Origin of the sequence: Streptomyces sp. yr375, from assembly GCF_900110755.1 — a bacterium.
GTDB lineage: Bacteria > Actinomycetota > Actinomycetes > Streptomycetales > Streptomycetaceae > Streptomyces.
The window spans coordinates 1-15,442 of the sequence record NZ_FOFF01000001.1 but is presented as its reverse complement, the minus strand read 5'-3'; the positions used below and the strand labels follow the sequence as shown (position 1 = coordinate 15,442).

Genomic DNA, 15,442 nt, shown 5'->3' with positions numbered 1-15,442 from the left:
GCGCCGACCTTCAGGGGCCCGCCGCCCGCTATGGGCGCGCTCACTTCAGCCTGCTCGACGCGAGGATGGACACCAGGTGCAGCAGGGTCTGCAGCAGCGCGATGCCGGCCAGTACGGCGACGCCGAGCCGGGACCAGAACAGGTCGCCGCGCATCTGGTCGAGGACGGCCAGGACCAGGATCAGCAGGGACGCCTCGATGCCGAGGATCAGCCGGTGGAACTTGAGCGCCGAGGCGGCCCGGCGGGCCAGCGCCATGCCGGAGGAGCGCGGCTCGGACGCCGACTCCTTGACCGGCTCCAGGCCGGTCTGGTGGCGGGCGACGCCGACGAGGTCGGTCTCTGCCTTGATCAGGATCGCGCCGAGGGCGGCCAGCGTGCCGAGGAAGGCCCACAGCCAGTCGATCCGGCCGCTGCCCCACAGGTCGGCGGCGCGCAGCCCGAAGCCCACCAGCACGGCGGCGTCGGTGAGATACGCCCCGACCCGGTCCAGGTAGACGCCGGCGAGCGAGTACTGCTTCTTCCAGCGGGCGATCTCGCCGTCCACGCAGTCCAGCAGCAGGTACATCTGCACGCACACCACGCCGAGCACGGCGCCCGTGATCCCCGGCACCAGCAGGGCCGGGGCCGCGAGCACCCCGAAGACGGTCATCAGGTACGTGAGCTGGTTGGGCGTGACCCTGGTGTTCACCAGCAAGCGGTCCACCCGCAGGGACACCTCACGCATGTAGAGGCGCCCCATCCAGTGCTCACCGCTGCGCCGGTCCTTCACCCCCGGAGGGTGGACGACCGGTCTGAGTTCAGCTACCGATGGCCTTGACATAGTCGGCGTAGATGTCCTTGATCTGTTCGGTCTTGAGGTCGAGGTGTTCGAGGATCGTGTAGCGGCCGGGCCGGGTCTCGGGGGCGAACTCCACGGCGCGGACGAACTCGTCCACCGTGAAGCCGATCTCCCCGGGCAGGACGGGCAGTCCGTGCCGGCGCAGCACCCGGGCCATGTAGGCGGCCTCCTCGTGGGCTCCGCGCAGGTACATCGCGAAGGTCGCCCCCAGGCCGCACTGCTCGCCGTGGGCGGCCGCCCGCTTGGGGAAGAGCAGGTCGAAGGCGTGGTTGATCTCGTGGCAGGCGCCCGACGACGGGCGGGAGTCGCCCGACACGGACATGGCGATGCCGCTGAGCACCAGCGCCTCGGCCAGCACCTGGAGGAAGTCGGTGTCCCCGATGCCGCCCGGGTGGCGCAGGACGGCCTCGCCTGCCTGGCGGGCGATCGCGGCGGCGAGGCCGTCGATCTTCTCGCCCTTGACGCGGTTGGCGAGTTCCCAGTCCGCGATGGCCGAGATGTTCGACACCGCGTCGCCGATGCCGGCCCGCACGTAGCGCACCGGGGCGTCGCGGATGACGTCGAGGTCGATGACGACCGCGATAGGCGTCGGCACACCGTAGGAGCCGCGGCCCGCGTCGTTGTCGAGGGTGGCGACCGGCGAGCACAGGCCGTCGTGCGCGAGGTTCGTGGGCACCGCGACCAGGGACAGGCCCACGCGTGCCGCGGCGAACTTCGCGCAGTCGATGATCTTGCCGCCGCCGAGGCCCACGACCGCGTCGTAGTGGCCGGCTCTTATGTCGCTCGCCAGCCGCACGGCGTCGTCGAGGGTGCCGCCGCCGACCTCGTACCAGGTGGCGCCGGGCAGGGCGGGGCTGAGGCGCTCGCGCAGCCGGGCGCCCGAGCCGCCGCTGACGGCCATCGCGAGCCGGCCCGAGTGCGAGATGCGCTCGTCGGCGAGGACCCCGACCAGGTCGTCGAGGGCACCCGGGCGGATGTCGACGACGACCGGCGAGGGGATCAGCCGGGTCAGTACTGGCACGCGATCTCCCGTCCACGGGCGAGATCGTCGTGGTTGTCGATCTCGACCCACTTGACGTCGCCGATCGGCGCCACGTCGATACGGAAGCCGCGGTTCACGAGCTCCTGGTAGCCGTGCTCGTAGAACTGCTGGGGGTCCTTCTCCCAGACGGTCTTCAGCGCGTCGGCCAGTTCGGGGGCCGCGTCGCCCTCGATGAGGGTGACGCCGATGTACTCGCCGGTGGCCTCGGCCGGGTCCATCAGCTTGGTGATCTTCGTCATGCCCTGGTCGGGGCCGACGACGACCTTCATCTCCTCGTCGGCGAGGGACTTCACCGTGTCGAGGGCCAGGATGATCTTCTTGCCGTCGCCGCGGGCGGCGAGCAGGGTCTTCTCGACGGAGACCGGGTGGACGGTGTCGCCGTTGGCGAGGATCACGCCGTCCTTGAGGGCGTCACGGCCGCACCACAGGGAGTAGGCGTTGTTCCACTCCTCGGCCTTGTCGTTGTCGATGAGGGTGAGCTTGAGGCCGTACTTCGCCTCCAGGGCCGCCTTGCGCTCGTACACGGCTTCCTTGCGGTAGCCGACGATGACCGCGACCTCGGTCAGACCGATCTCGGCGAAGTTGCCGAGGGTGAGGTCCAGCACCGTGGGCTCGCCCTCTATGCCCGCGGGCCCCACCGGCACCAGCGCCTTGGGCAGGCTGTCGGTGTAGGGGCGCAGACGCCGTCCGGCGCCGGCCGCCAGCACGAGGCCGATCATGCGGGTTCTCCTTCATCGTGTACGGCGGGAGCGCCGCCCTTGTGGGCGGCCACCCAGAAGCGGATGCTCTCGACGAGCACCACCACGGCGACGGCCACGGCGAGGACCGTGAGCGCGACCTTGAAGAGCGAGGCGGTGAGCAGCGCGGCCAGCAGGGCCACGAGCAGCGTCCGCCCTTCCTGCCCCCCGAGCGCGCGCACCAGCCAGGCCGGCGGCGCTCCGGCGTTGCCGCGGATGCGGTACACCGTGTCGTAGTGATGGTAGGCGACGGCGGCAACGAGACCGAAAGCCGCCGGAAGCGCCCCGTTCACATCGGCCCGGGCCGCGAGGATCAGCACGGTGCCGTACTCGGCGGCGCGGAAGAGCGGGGGGATCAGCCAGTCCAGGGCGCCCTTGAGGGGGTGCGTGACGGCCTCGGCCGACAGCAGGACGTAAGCGCCCGCCATCAGCACGACCCACCAGCTCGGCCCCCACGCCCACGCCCCGAGCGTCACCAGGACGGCGCCGGCCGCGGCGCTGAGCGGCGCCGTGACGCGGGGCGCGCCCGGCAGGAAGCGCACCAGCAGCTCGGTGAGCGGGCCGTTGTCCGCGAGGTCGGCGAGGGCCTGCGCGGCCCGGTCCGTGCGCTTGGCCTTGCGGGTCAGCGAGCGCAGGACGCGGCCCGCCGTGGTGTAGGTCGCCCCGAACGCGCAGCCGACGAGCAGCGCGTAGAAGGTGATGCGGGGGGTGGTGGCCGCGGTCAGGACGGCGATCATGGCCCATCGTTCGCCGATGGGCAGGACTATCATCCGCCGCACCCAGACCGTCCAGCCGACGCTGTCGAGCTTGTCGGAGAGGGCGGCGGTGGGGCTGGTGTTCGCGGTGGCGTCGTGGTTGGCCTCGTTGAACGAGAAGTCGACCACGTGCCGGCAGGTCTGGAGCACCATCGCGCCGAGCGCGAGGGCCCAGACGTCGTCGCCGCCGCGGGCCGCGCCCAGCGCGAGGCCCGCGTAGTAGGCGTACTCCTTGGCCCGGTCGAAGGTGGCGTCGAGCCAGGCGCCGAGGGTGGAGTACTGGAGCGAGTAGCGGGCGAGCTGGCCGTCGGTGCAGTCCAGGACGAAGGACGCGATCAGCAGGACGCCGGCCGCGACGAACCCGACCCGGGTGCCGGTGGCCGCGCAGCCCGCCGCGATCAGCGCGGTGAGCAGCGAGGCGGTGGTGACCTGGTTCGGGGTGAGGCCGCGGCGCGCGCACCAGCGGGCGAGGTAGCGGGAGTAGGGGCTGATGCAGAAGGTGGTGAAGAAGCCGTCGCGGGCCTTCACGGCCGACTTCAGGCGTACGTCCTCGTCGTCGACGGCGGCGACGGCCTGCCGTGCCTCGTTGCGGGCCTGCGGGTCGGCGGGGACCTCGGCGACCAGGCTGCCCAGCTCGGGGCGGTGCACGGCGACGTCGTCGGTGTCGAGGCCGGTGACCACGCGGTCGGCGAGGCTGTCGACGGCGAGCCCGAGGGTGCCGGCGCTCGCGGAGTTCTCCCGGGCCACGGCGCGGGTCAGGGCCTGACGCCCGGCCGGCTGGGCGGTCACCGCGCCCGGGATCGCGGCGAGCGGGAAGCGCGGGTCGGTGAGGCCGAGGCGCAGCGCGTGCTCGTGGCCCACGAAGCGGGCGTCCACGACGGCGACGCGCTGGTCGCCGGGGACGGCCGCGAGGAGGGTCTCGGCGTCACCGGCGTCGGCGGCGGCGCGGACGTCGAAGCCGAGGGACCGCAGGTCTGCCTCGATCGACGATCCGGGGACCGGCGAGCCGGTGAGGATGGCGGTCGGCAACCGAACTCACTCCCTGGGACCGACGCGTTCGCGCCGGTCATGTACACGATGGGGTGCCCCTTGGCCGCACCGGCGACGTCACCGGTGGCCGCGCCAGGCGGGCGGCATGTCGGCAGAGGCTATCGGATGCCGGGAAGGCCGTGTTCACCGCCCGTTCAGGCACGATCGACGCGGTCCGACAGCAGAGTTCGAGCCCTCTTTGAACCGGCTTGAACCGGCCTTTGCCGAGATCATCATCGGTGATCGGCGGCCCGGCCGACAAACCGTGCCCCGCAGAGCAGACATCCGGGACATTGCCCATCGCGGCCGGTGGCCGGTACCGGTCGGCATAGGGTCTACAGCCATGACGTGGCTGATCACCGGCGGAGCCGGATACATCGGGGCACATGTGGCACGCGCCATGACGGGGGCCGGCGAGCGCGTCCTCGTCCTGGACGACCTGTCGGCGGGTGTCCCCGCACGACTGGCGGCGGACGTGCCGCTCGTGAAGGGTTCGGCGCTCGACGCCGGTCTTCTGCGGCGGGTCCTCGCCGAGCACGCGGTGACGGGTGTGGTGCACCTGGCCGCGCACAAGCAGGTCGCCGAGTCGGTGGCCCGGCCCACCCGCTACTACGGGGAGAACGTGGGCGGTCTGGCCACCCTCCTCGACGCGGTCGCCGAGGCCGGCGTCGGCCGGTTCCTCTTCTCCTCGTCCGCGGCCGTCTACGGCAACCCGGACGTGGACCTCATCACCGAGGACACCCCGTGCCTCCCGGTGAACCCCTACGGGGAGACGAAGCTCGCCGGGGAGTGGCTGGTGCGGGCGGCGGGGCAGGCGCACGGCATCGCGACGACCTGCCTGCGCTACTTCAACGTGGCCGGGGCGGCGGCGCCGGAGCTGGCCGACACCGGCGTCTTCAACATCGTCCCGATGGTCTTCGACCGACTCACCCGGGGCGAGGCCCCGCGGATCTTCGGCGACGACTACCCGACGCCGGACGGCACCGCCGTGCGGGACTACATCCACGTCGCGGACCTGGCCGAGGCGCACCTGGCGGCGGCCCGGCGGCTGACCGCGCCGGGCGCTGCGGGCGATCTGACGGTGAACATCGGCCGGGGCGAGGGCGTCTCGGTGCGCGAGCTGGTGACGCTGATCGGCGAGGTCACCGGGGACACCCGGCCGGCGGTCGTCGAGGGGCGCAGGCCCGGGGACGCGCCGCGCGCGGTGGCCTCGGCGGAGCTGGCCGCCCGGGAGCTGGGGTGGACGGCCCGGCGGGACGTGCGCGACATGGTCGGGTCGGCGTGGCGGGGCTGGCAGCGCCACCACGGCTGAACGGCACCACGGCTGAGCGGCAGGTGAGGGTGCCCTGACCTGCGATTCGTTTCCGCAGGTCAGGGCACATGACAACGGTGTTCAGTGCCGCGTTGCCGGATACCCCCCACCCGTAGTTCACTGTGAGCCCGGGCAGAACACGACGGGCCGCCGCGGCCCACGACGGACCACAGAAGGGCTGCTTCCATGGGGGCTGGGCACGACCACGGCCACACGCACTCGCACGCGCCGACCACCGGCACGGCCGCGGCGGCGTACCGCGGCCGGCTGCGGGTGGCGATGTCGATCACGCTCGGCGTCATGGTGGTCGAGATCGTCGGCGGCCTGCTCGCCGACTCCCTCGCCCTGATCGCGGACGCGGCGCACATGGCGACGGACGCGCTGGGCCTGGGCATGGCGCTGCTCGCCATCCACTTCGCCGGCCGCCCGCCGAGCGAGAACCGCACCTTCGGACTGGCCCGCGCCGAGATCCTGGCGGCCCTCGCCAACTGCCTGCTGCTGCTCGGGGTGGGCGGCTACGTCCTGTACGAGGCGATCCAGCGGTTCTTCACGCCGACCACCACCGAGGCCGGGCTGATGATCTGGTTCGGCGCGATCGGCCTGGTCGCGAACATGATCTCGCTCACGCTGCTGATGCGCGGCCAGGCGGAGAGCCTGAACGTGCGCGGGGCGTTCCTGGAGGTGGCGGCGGACGCGCTGGGCTCCGTGGCGGTGATCATCTCGGCGGTGGTGATCCTGACCACCGGCTGGCAGACCGCCGACCCGATCGCCTCGCTCGTCATCGGCCTGATGATCGTGCCGCGGACGGTGAAGCTGCTGCGCGAGACCCTCGACGTCCTGCTGGAGTCGGCTCCCAAGGACGTCGACATGGCGGACGTACGGTCCCACATCCTGGCACTGGAGGGGGTGGAGGGCATCCACGACCTGCACGCCTGGACGATCACCTCCGGGATGCCGGTGCTGTCGGCGCACGTGGTGGTGCGCTCGGAGGTGCTCAACGCGATCGGCCACGAGAAGCTGCTGCACGAGCTCCAGGGCTGCCTGGGCGACCACTTCGACGTGGAGCACTGCACCTTCCAACTGGAGCCGGTCGGACACGCGGAGCACGAGGCGCGGCTCTGCCACTGAGGGCGCCCGCCTCTGACACCGAGGGCGCCCGCGCGCTCTCGCCGCCCGCACGGTGTGATGCGAACAGGCGTTCCGGACGGTTCCGCGCCCCCGGCGCCGGGCAAGATCACCAACCGGGTCCCTTGCCGCGCGCGGGACATGCGCGCGTTCCCGCGAAGTGCCGGGAGCGCCGGGCGCGTACGGCAGACTGGGGACGCGAGGACCGATGCTAAGGATGGGTATGCCGATCACACCTGCCACCGCGACACACGAGTCGTCGAACGGCACCGCGGAAGCGATCTTGCTGGAGCTGGTCGACGAGAACGGCGTCACGATCGGCACCGCGGAGAAGCTCGCGGCCCATCAGGCGCCGGGGCAACTGCACCGCGCGTTCTCCGTGTTCCTCTTCGACGAGCGGGGCCGGCTGCTGCTCCAGCAGCGGGCGCTCGGCAAATACCACTCCCCCGGTGTGTGGTCCAACACCTGCTGCGGTCACCCCTATCCCGGTGAGGCGCCGTTCGCGGCTGCCGCCCGGCGCACCTTCGAGGAGCTGGGCGTCTCGCCGTCGCTGCTCGCCGAGGCGGGCACGGTCCGCTACAACCACCCGGACCCGGACTCGGGCCTGGTGGAGCAGGAGTACAACCACCTGTTCGTCGGGCTGGTGCAGTCCGCGCTGCGGCCGGACGAGGCGGAGGTCGGCGACACGGCCTTCGTGACGCCCGCCGAGCTGGCGGAGCGGCATGCGAAGGACACGTTCTCCGCCTGGTTCATGACGGTGCTGGACGCGGCGCGGCCGGCTGTCAGGGAGCTGACGGGTCCTTCGGCCGGCTGGTGATCGGCTGGTGATCCTCAGCGCACCCGCGCGGGTTTGAGCGGCAGGGCGGCCCAGATCACCTTGCCGCCGCTCGCGGTGTGCTCGACGTCGCAGACCCCGCCCGCCTCCCTGGTGATCTCCCGTACCAGGAGCAGTCCCCGGCCGCCGGTGCGGCCGTGGTCGGCCTCCAGGGCGGTCGGGCGGTAGGGGTGGTTGTCCTCGACGGACACCCGCACCCAGTCGGCTCCGACGGCGATCTCCACCCCGAGGACCGGGGACAGCAGCGCCGCGTGCCGGACGGCGTTGGTCACCAGCTCGGAGACGATCAGCAGCAGCCCCTGGGCCAGGTCGTCCGAGACGGGCACTCCCTGGCGGTGGAGCAGGTCGCGCACCGCGTGCCGCGCCTGCGGGACGGAGGTGTCCACGGCGGGCGCGGTGAACCGCCAGACTCCTTCGTAGGGCAGCGGTCGCGGCCCGGCTTCCTCAGGGGGTGCGGGACGTCCGCCCGGGCCGCCCTCAGGGCGTGGGTCGGGCCCGCGCCCGTGATCGTCCATCGTCCGGTCGCCACCCTCGCGCTCGATTGTCGCCACGCGTCGAGTGTTGGCAACGAGGCGCTCCCCGCCGAAGGACTGAACAGAAGTCAGCAGTTATCGAGCGTTTCCGACCACCTACGAACAAGCCGGTCGACATCGGGACCACTTCCGCCCGCTTTGAGATGGCTTTACCTCCGCTGTCGACTTTTTCACGTCGTCCGCCCCGGCCACCTTGGGAGCCCGCTGGTTAGCATCCGGACATGGAGCCCGAACTGCTGCACGGCGTCACCGACGCCGTCGCCACCGTCGTCCTGCACCACCCCCAGAAACGCAATGCCATGACGGCCGCGATGTGGGCGGCGCTGCCCCCGCTGCTGGACACCCTGGCCGCCGATCCCGGGGTGCGGGCCCTGGTGCTGACCGGCGCGGGCGGGACCTTCTGCGCGGGCGCCGACATCTCCACCCTCCAGGGCTCGGCGGACGAGGCGCAGGCGCTGGCGGTGGGCGCCGAGGACGCCCTCGCCGCGTTCCCCAAGCCGACGCTGGCGATGGTCCGGGGGCACTGCGTCGGCGGCGGCACGCAGCTCGCGGCCGCCTGCGACCTGCGGTTCGCCGAGGCGGACGCGTCGTTCGGGGTGACGCCGGCCAAGCTCGGGATCGTCTACCCGTCCTCGTCCACCCGGCGGTTGGTGTCCCTGGTGGGTCCGGCCACCGCCAAGTACCTGTTGTTCTCCGGTGAGTTGATCGACGCGCAGCGGGCGCTGCGTACCGGGCTGGTCGACGAGGTGCTGCCCGCGGACGAACTCGAGGAGCGGGTCGCGGAGTTCACCCGCGTCCTGGTGTCGCGCTCCCAGCTGACGCAGGCCGCCGCGAAGGAGTTCGCGGACGGGCGCACGGACCGCGACGCCCACTGGACCGCGCAGGCCCGCGGCAGCGCCGACACCGCGGAGGGCGTCACCGCGTTCCTGGAGCGCAGGGAGCCGCGCTTCACCTGGACCACGTCGGCCTGACGCGGCCGAAGAAGCCCCGCCGGGAGTGCGCCCTGAGCCCCGGGTGTCGGTGCCACCTGCCACAATTGCCGCGCAACCTCAGTGGAGAAGGCGGTACGGGATCGTGACGACACCCGGGTCCATCGAAGTAGGGTCCATCGAAGGCAGGATCGCCGAGGAGCTCGGCGTACGGGAGCGGCAGGTGAAGTCCGCCGTGGAGCTGCTCGACGGCGGCTCGACGGTGCCCTTCATCGCCCGCTACCGCAAGGAAGCGACCGAGATGCTCGACGACGCGCAGTTGCGCACGATCGAGGAACGGCTGCGCTACCTGCGGGAGCTGGAGGAGCGGCGGACGGCGATCCTGGAGTCGGTGCGTGAGCAGGGCAAGCTCACCGACGCGCTGGAGGCGCGGATCCGCGACGCCGAGACCAAGGCGCGGCTCGAGGACATCTACCTGCCGTACAAGCCCAAGCGGCGTACCAAGGCGCAGATCGCGCGCGAGGCGGGCCTCGAACCGCTCGCCGAGGGACTCCTCGGCGACCCGACGGTCGACCCGCTCGCGGCGGCCGTCGCGTTCGTGGACGCCGACAAGGGCGTCGCCGATCCGCAGGCCGCGCTGGACGGCGCGCGGGCGATCCTCACCGAGCGGTTCTCGGAGGACGCCGACCTGATCGGCGAGGTGCGCGAGCGGATGTGGAAGCGCGGGCGGCTGGCCGCCAAGGTGCGCGCCGGCAAGGAGGAGGCGGGCGCGAAGTTCGCCGACTACTTCGACTTCACCGAGCCGTTCACCGCGCTGCCCTCGCACCGGATCCTGGCGATGCTGCGCGGTGAGAAGGAGGACGTCCTCGACCTCGTCCTGGAGCCGGAGGAGCCCTCCGAGCAGCCCGGTCCCTCGTCGTACGAGGGGATCGTGGCGGGCCGGTTCGGGATCGCCGACCGGGGCCGCCCCGGCGACAAGTGGCTGACGGACACGGTCCGTTGGGCGTGGCGCACCCGCATCCTCGTGCACCTCGGCATCGACCTGCGGCTGCGGCTGCGCACGGCCGCCGAGGACGAGGCGGTGAACGTGTTCGCGGCGAACCTGCGCGACCTGCTGCTCGCCGCCCCGGCCGGCACCCGCGCGACGCTGGGCCTGGACCCCGGTTTCCGTACGGGCGTGAAGGTCGCCGTGGTCGACGCGACCGGCAAGGTCGTGGCGACCGACGTGATCTACCCGCACGTCCCGGCGAACAAGTGGGACGAGGCGATCGCCAAGCTCGCGCGGCTGGCGAAGGAGCACGCGGTCGACCTGGTCGCCATCGGCAACGGCACGGCGTCCCGCGAGACCGACAAGCTCGCCGGTGAACTCATCGACAAGCACCCGGAGTTGAAGCTCACCAAGGTGATGGTGTCCGAGGCCGGCGCGTCGGTGTACTCGGCCTCGGCGTTCGCCTCGCAGGAGCTGCCCGACATGGACGTGTCGCTGCGGGGCGCGGTGTCGATCGCCCGCCGGCTCCAGGACCCGCTGGCCGAGCTGGTGAAGATCGACCCGAAGTCGATCGGTGTCGGCCAGTACCAGCACGACCTGTCCGAGGTGAAGCTGTCGCGTTCGCTGGACGCGGTGGTGGAGGACTGTGTGAACGGCGTGGGCGTGGACGTCAACACGGCCTCGGCGCCGCTCTTGTCGCGGGTGTCCGGCATCTCCGCCGGCCTCGCCGAGAACATCGTGGCGCACCGGGACGCGAACGGGCCCTTCACGTCCCGCTCCGAGCTGAAGAAGGTGGCGCGGCTCGGTCCGAAGGCGTACGAGCAGTGCGCGGGCTTCCTGCGCATCCGGGGCGGCAGCGACCCGCTGGACTCCTCCAGCGTGCACCCGGAGGCGTATCCGGTGGTCCGGCGCATGGTGAAGACGTCCGGCCAGGAGGTGGCCTCGCTGATCGGCAACACGGGCGTGCTGCGCTCGCTGCGGCCGACGGACTTCGTGGACGAGACGTTCGGTCTGCCGACCGTCAGCGACATCCTGAGGGAGCTGGAGAAGCCCGGGCGCGACCCGCGGCCCGCGTTCAAGACGGCCACCTTCAAGGAGGGCGTGGAGAAGATCTCCGACCTGTCCTCCGGGATGGTCCTGGAGGGCGTCGTGACGAACGTGGCGGCCTTCGGTGCGTTCATCGACGTCGGCGTCCACCAGGACGGCCTGGCGCACGTCTCGGCCCTGTCGAAGACGTTCGTCAAGGACCCGCGCGACGTCGTCAAACCCGGTGACATCGTCAAGGTGAAGGTCCTCGACGTCGACATCCCGCGCAAGCGGATCTCACTGACGCTGCGACTGGACGACGAGGCTGCCCCGCAGGAGCGCCAGCAGCGCGGCGGGGGCGAGCGCGGCGGAGGCCGCCCGCCACAGCAGCAGCGCCGGCAGCAGGGCCAGGGCCAGCAAGGGCAGGGACGCGGTGGCGACCGGGGTGGTCGCCAAGCACCGCCGCCCGCCAACAGCGCGATGGCGGACGCGCTGCGACGCGCGGGGCTGACCGACCCCAAGAAGCGCCGAGGCTGAGACCCGGCGGGGGCCCGCGCACGGGTGCGGGCCCCCGCCGGACAGATCCCAGCGCTCGGTGGCCTTGCCGGCCTCAGCGCGGGGTGACCGGGGTGACCGGCAGGCGGCACCGACCGCCAAGAGTGCGATGGCGGACGCGCTGCGGCGCGCAGGCCTGACCGACCCCAAGAAGCGCCGAGGCTGAGACCCGGCGGGGGCCCGCACCCGGTGGTAGGCCCTGGCCGGCCAGGTCCTAGCGCACGATGACCTTGCCGGCCGCAGCGCGGGGTGACCGGGGTGACCGGCAGGCGGCACCGACCGCCAACAGGGCGATGGCGGACGCGCTGCGGCGCGCAGGCCTGACCGACCCCAAGAAGCGCCGAGGCTGAGACCCGGCGGGGGCCCGCACCCGGTGGTAGGCCCTGGCCGGCCAGGTCCTAGCGCACGATGACCTTGCCGGCCGCAGCGCGGTGGTGACCCGGGTGGTCGGCAGGCGGTGCCGCCCGCCGACCGTGCGATGGCGGACGTGCTGCGGCGGACGGCCCCCGTCGCGCTTGCCCCCGCCGCGCTGCTGGCCTCCGCCGGGCAGGTTCTAGCGCTCGGTGACCTTGCCGGATGCGACCTCGAAGCGACGGGTGACGTGGACCGCGTCCAGCATCCGTCGGTCGTGGGTCACCAGCAGGAGCGTGCCCTCGTAGGCGTCGAGGGCCGACTCCAGTTGCTCGATGGCCGGCAGGTCGAGGTGGTTCGTGGGCTCGTCGAGGACGAGGAGGTTGACGCCCCGGCCTTGGAGCAGCGCGAGGCCCGCGCGGGTGCGCTCGCCCGGTGACAGGGTGACCGCCGGACGCGTGACGTGCTCCGACTTGAGGCCGAACTTGGCCAGCAGGGTGCGCACCTCGGCCGGCTCGGTGTCGGGGACGGCGGCGCGGAACGCCTCCAGCAGCGATTCGGAGCCGTGGAACGCCTTGCGCGCCTGGTCGACCTCGCCGACCAGGACGCCCGAGCCCAGAGCGGCCGCTCCGGCGTCCAGCGGGACCCGGCCGAGGAGCGCGCCGAGCAGGGTCGACTTGCCCGCGCCGTTCGCGCCGGTCACCGCGACCCGGTCGGCCCAGTCGATCTGGAGCGACACCGGCCCGAACGTGAAGTCGCCGCGCCGCACCTCGGCCTCGCGCAGGGTGGCGACCACCGCGCCGGAGCGCGGGGCGGACGCGATCTCCATCCGCAGCTCCCACTCCTTGCGCGGCTCGTCGACGACCTCCAGGCGTTCGATCATGCGCTGGGTCTGCCGGGCCTTCGCGGCCTGCTTCTCGCTGGCCTCGCTGCGGAACTTGCGGCCGATCTTGTCGTTGTCGTTGCTCGCCTTGCGGCGCGCGTTCTTCACGCCCTTGTCCATCCAGGAGCGCTGGGTCTGCGCCCGGTCCTGGAGGGCCGACTTCTTGTCGGCGTACTCCTCGTAGTCCTCGCGGGCGTGCCGGCGGGACACGTCCCGCTCCTCCAGGTAGGCGTCGTAGCCGCCGCCATAGAGGTTGATCTGCTGCTGGGCGAGGTCGAGTTCGAGGACCTTGGTGACCGTGCGGGTGAGGAACTCGCGGTCGTGGCTGACGACGACGGTGCCGGCGCGCAGGCCGGTCACGAAGCGTTCGAGGCGCTCCAGGCCGTCAAGGTCGAGGTCGTTGGTCGGCTCATCGAGGAGGAAGACGTCGTAGCGCGACAGGAGGAGGGAGGCGAGGCCCGCGCGGGCGGCCTGGCCGCCGGACAGGGACGTCATCAGTTGGTCGAGGCCGACACGCAGCCCGAGCGAGTCGGTGACCTCCTCGGCGCGCTCGTCGAGGTCGGCGCCGCCGAGGTCGAGCCAGCGCTCCAGGCTCGTGGCGTAGGCGTCGTCGGCCCCGGGCAACCCGTCGACCAGGGCCTGGGTGGCCTCGTCCATCGTGGTCTGCGCCTCGGCGACGCCGGTGCGGCGGGCGAGGAACTCCCGCACGGTCTCACCGGGGCGGCGCTCCGGTTCCTGGGGGAGATGGCCGACGGTCGCGGTCGGCGGGGAGAGCCTCAGCTCGCCCTCTTCGGGCGTGCTGAGCCCGGCGAGCAGCCGCAGCAGGGTGGACTTGCCCGCGCCGTTGGCACCGACCAGCCCGATCACGTCCCCGGGGGCGACGACGAGGTCGAGCCCGGAGAAGAGGGAGCGGTCGCCGTGCCCGGCGGCGAGGTTCTTGGCGACGAGAGTGGCAGTCATCAGGTCGTAGATCCTAGTGGGCGGGCGGGCGCGCCGTCGCACCCGTCCCGACGCGGTCTCGCCGGTCGCCGGTGCGGTCGGCTAACGTCCGGGCGTGGACACCGAGTTGAGCGGCGAAGTGATCGTGGTCGGCGGCGGGGTCATCGGGCTGACGACGGCCGTCGTCCTGGCCGAGCGGGGCGTGGCGGTCCGGGTCTGGACGCGCGACCCGGTCGAGCGGACCACCTCGGCCGTGGCCGGCGCGCTGTGGTGGCCGTACCACATCGAGCCGAAGGCGTCGGCGCGGGCGTGGGCACTGCGCTCGCTGGAGGTCTACGAGGAACTCGCCGAGCGGCCCGAGACGACCGGGGTGCGCCTGGTCGACGGGGTGCTGGGCGAGACCGACCTGGCGGACGTCGAGGGCTGGACCGCGGGCCGGCTGACCGGGCTGCGCCACGCCACGGCGGACGAGTACGGCACCGGGACCGGCGTCCGGGCACGGCTGCCGCTGATCGATATGTCGATGTATCTGCCGTGGCTGCGGGAGCGGCTGCTGCGGGCGGGCGGCACGGTCGAGGAGCGGACGGTGACGGACCTGGCGGAGGCCGACGCGCAGGTCGTCGTCAACTGCACGGGGCTGGGTGCCCGGGAGCTGGCCGCGGACCCGTCGGTGCGACCCGTACGGGGCCAGCTCGTCGTCGTGGAGAACCCGGGGATCGACACCTGGCTGGGCTCCACCGCCCCGGACGGCACACTGGCCCACTTCTTCCCGCAGCCCGGGCGGCTGCTGCTGGGCGGTATCGCGCAGGACGACGACTGGTCGCTGGAGCCGGACCCGGAGGTGGCCGAGGCTATCGTCCGGCGCTGCGCGGCCCTGCGGCCGGAGATCGCCGGAGCGCGGATCGTGGCGCACCGGGTGGGGCTGCGGCCGGCCCGGGACGCGGTACGGCTGGAGCGGGCTGAGCAGCCGGACGGGCGGGTGGTCGTACACCACTACGGGCACGGCGGGGCCGGCGTGACCGTGTCCTGGGGCTGCGCGCAGGAGGCGGCCGAGCTGGTGCTCCCGGCCGCCTCCCAGTAGTTGATCTACGGAGCCGCGGGGACTACGGGATCCGGTAGGTGGTGTGCGGCGGATTCCGTACGACGTCCAGGGGTCCGGCGTCGGGGGTGACCGGCGCCAGTGCCGAGGCCGGAGCCGGGGTCGTGGCTCGGGCGAAGGCGGCGGCGCCTCCGACTAGCCCCGTACTTCGCGGGTCACCGATTCAGGTCTGTGGCCAGCGGGTTCGGGTGACTTCGATGCCGAGGAGTTCGAGGAGGTGAAGTTGGACGCCGCGGGTGATCTGGACGGTGGGCGGGTCGGTCACGTTGCCGATCCGCAGGGTGAGTTCGCCGAGGTGGTAGAGGATCATCCGGCCGGTGGGCCGGACCCGGCGGTTGTCCGGATATAGGCCGGTCATGGTCTGCGTGGGGCCCAGTGCCTGCCGGACCTGGCGCTCGATCAGGCTGAACACCAGCAGGGCCAGGCAGATCACCTGGACCAGGGCGGCGACGCGGTGGTTGTGCTG

General features: G+C 72.5%; 13 protein-coding genes. 6 read left to right on the top strand and 7 right to left on the bottom strand.

Going from position 1 to position 15,442, the window contains the following annotated elements; translation table 11 throughout:
• Nucleotides 1–40: 40 nt before the first annotated feature.
• Genes BMZ82_RS00065 through BMZ82_RS00050 form a run of 4 tightly spaced genes read right to left on the bottom strand, consistent with a single transcriptional unit; the run spans nt 41 to nt 4,401 of the window.
• Entirely contained in the window at nt 41–820 is a 780-nt protein-coding gene (locus tag BMZ82_RS00065; RefSeq protein ID WP_093771046.1) for a CDP-alcohol phosphatidyltransferase family protein, read from the bottom strand.
• Nucleotides 798–1,859: an iron-containing alcohol dehydrogenase family protein gene (locus BMZ82_RS00060; protein ID WP_093770243.1), complete on the bottom strand. Its 1,062-nt coding sequence runs from the start codon at nt 1,857–1,859 to the stop codon at nt 798–800. Before BMZ82_RS00060 ends, BMZ82_RS00065 begins: the two co-directional genes overlap by 23 nt.
• A complete protein-coding gene (locus tag BMZ82_RS00055) occupies nt 1,847–2,599 on the bottom strand; it encodes a phosphocholine cytidylyltransferase family protein (protein ID WP_093770241.1) in 753 nt (250 codons plus the stop codon). Before BMZ82_RS00055 ends, BMZ82_RS00060 begins: the two co-directional genes overlap by 13 nt.
• Nucleotides 2,596–4,401 (bottom strand): DUF5941 domain-containing protein, encoded by a 1,806-nt coding sequence (locus BMZ82_RS00050; RefSeq protein ID WP_093770239.1) that lies wholly within the window; start codon nt 4,399–4,401, stop codon nt 2,596–2,598. Before BMZ82_RS00050 ends, BMZ82_RS00055 begins: the two co-directional genes overlap by 4 nt.
• A 343-nt stretch (nt 4,402–4,744) precedes the next feature.
• Between BMZ82_RS00050 and galE the strand changes: the two genes are divergently transcribed.
• From galE to idi, 3 genes are all read left to right on the top strand, one after another.
• Complete coding sequence (gene galE, locus BMZ82_RS00045) at nt 4,745–5,713, top strand: UDP-glucose 4-epimerase GalE (RefSeq protein WP_093770238.1); 969 nt, start codon at nt 4,745–4,747, stop codon at nt 5,711–5,713.
• Between the two features lie 186 nt (nt 5,714–5,899).
• The gene (locus BMZ82_RS00040) at nt 5,900–6,841 is read left to right on the top strand and encodes a cation diffusion facilitator family transporter (protein WP_093770237.1); all 942 of its coding nucleotides are present in this window, start codon (nt 5,900–5,902) and stop codon (nt 6,839–6,841) included.
• Nucleotides 6,842–7,061: 220 nt separating this feature from the next.
• Nucleotides 7,062–7,655 carry an isopentenyl-diphosphate Delta-isomerase gene (gene idi, locus BMZ82_RS00035; protein WP_093770236.1) on the top strand — a complete coding sequence of 198 codons (594 nt, stop codon included), beginning with the start codon at nt 7,062–7,064 and terminating at the stop codon, nt 7,653–7,655.
• A 14-nt stretch (nt 7,656–7,669) separates the two neighbouring features.
• Here the strand turns inward: idi and BMZ82_RS00030 are convergent, their stop codons facing one another.
• On the bottom strand, nt 7,670–8,188 hold the full coding sequence (locus BMZ82_RS00030) for an ATP-binding protein (RefSeq protein WP_093771044.1): 519 nt from the start codon (nt 8,186–8,188) through the stop codon (nt 7,670–7,672).
• Between the two features lie 239 nt (nt 8,189–8,427).
• Between BMZ82_RS00030 and BMZ82_RS00025 the strand changes: the two genes are divergently transcribed.
• Nucleotides 8,428–9,177 carry an enoyl-CoA hydratase/isomerase family protein gene (locus BMZ82_RS00025; RefSeq protein WP_093770235.1) on the top strand — a complete coding sequence of 250 codons (750 nt, stop codon included), beginning with the start codon at nt 8,428–8,430 and terminating at the stop codon, nt 9,175–9,177.
• 103 nt (nt 9,178–9,280) lie between these two features.
• Nucleotides 9,281–11,686: a Tex family protein gene (locus tag BMZ82_RS00020; RefSeq protein WP_093770234.1), complete on the top strand. Its 2,406-nt coding sequence runs from the start codon at nt 9,281–9,283 to the stop codon at nt 11,684–11,686.
• A gap of 571 nt (nt 11,687–12,257) precedes the next feature.
• Here the strand turns inward: BMZ82_RS00020 and BMZ82_RS00015 are convergent.
• A complete protein-coding gene (locus tag BMZ82_RS00015) occupies nt 12,258–13,898 on the bottom strand; it encodes an ABC-F family ATP-binding cassette domain-containing protein (RefSeq protein WP_093770233.1) in 1,641 nt (546 codons plus the stop codon).
• Nucleotides 13,899–13,992: 94 nt separating this feature from the next.
• Between BMZ82_RS00015 and BMZ82_RS00010 the strand changes: the two genes are divergently transcribed.
• Nucleotides 13,993–14,958, top strand: a complete 966-nt coding sequence (locus BMZ82_RS00010; protein ID WP_093770232.1) for an FAD-dependent oxidoreductase — start codon at nt 13,993–13,995, stop codon at nt 14,956–14,958.
• A gap of 181 nt (nt 14,959–15,139) precedes the next feature.
• On the opposite strand, the gene BMZ82_RS41455 is transcribed toward BMZ82_RS00010, so the two are convergent.
• Nucleotides 15,140–15,442 (bottom strand): hypothetical protein (locus BMZ82_RS41455; protein ID WP_256251690.1); only part of this gene is annotated, 303 nt, incomplete at its 5' end.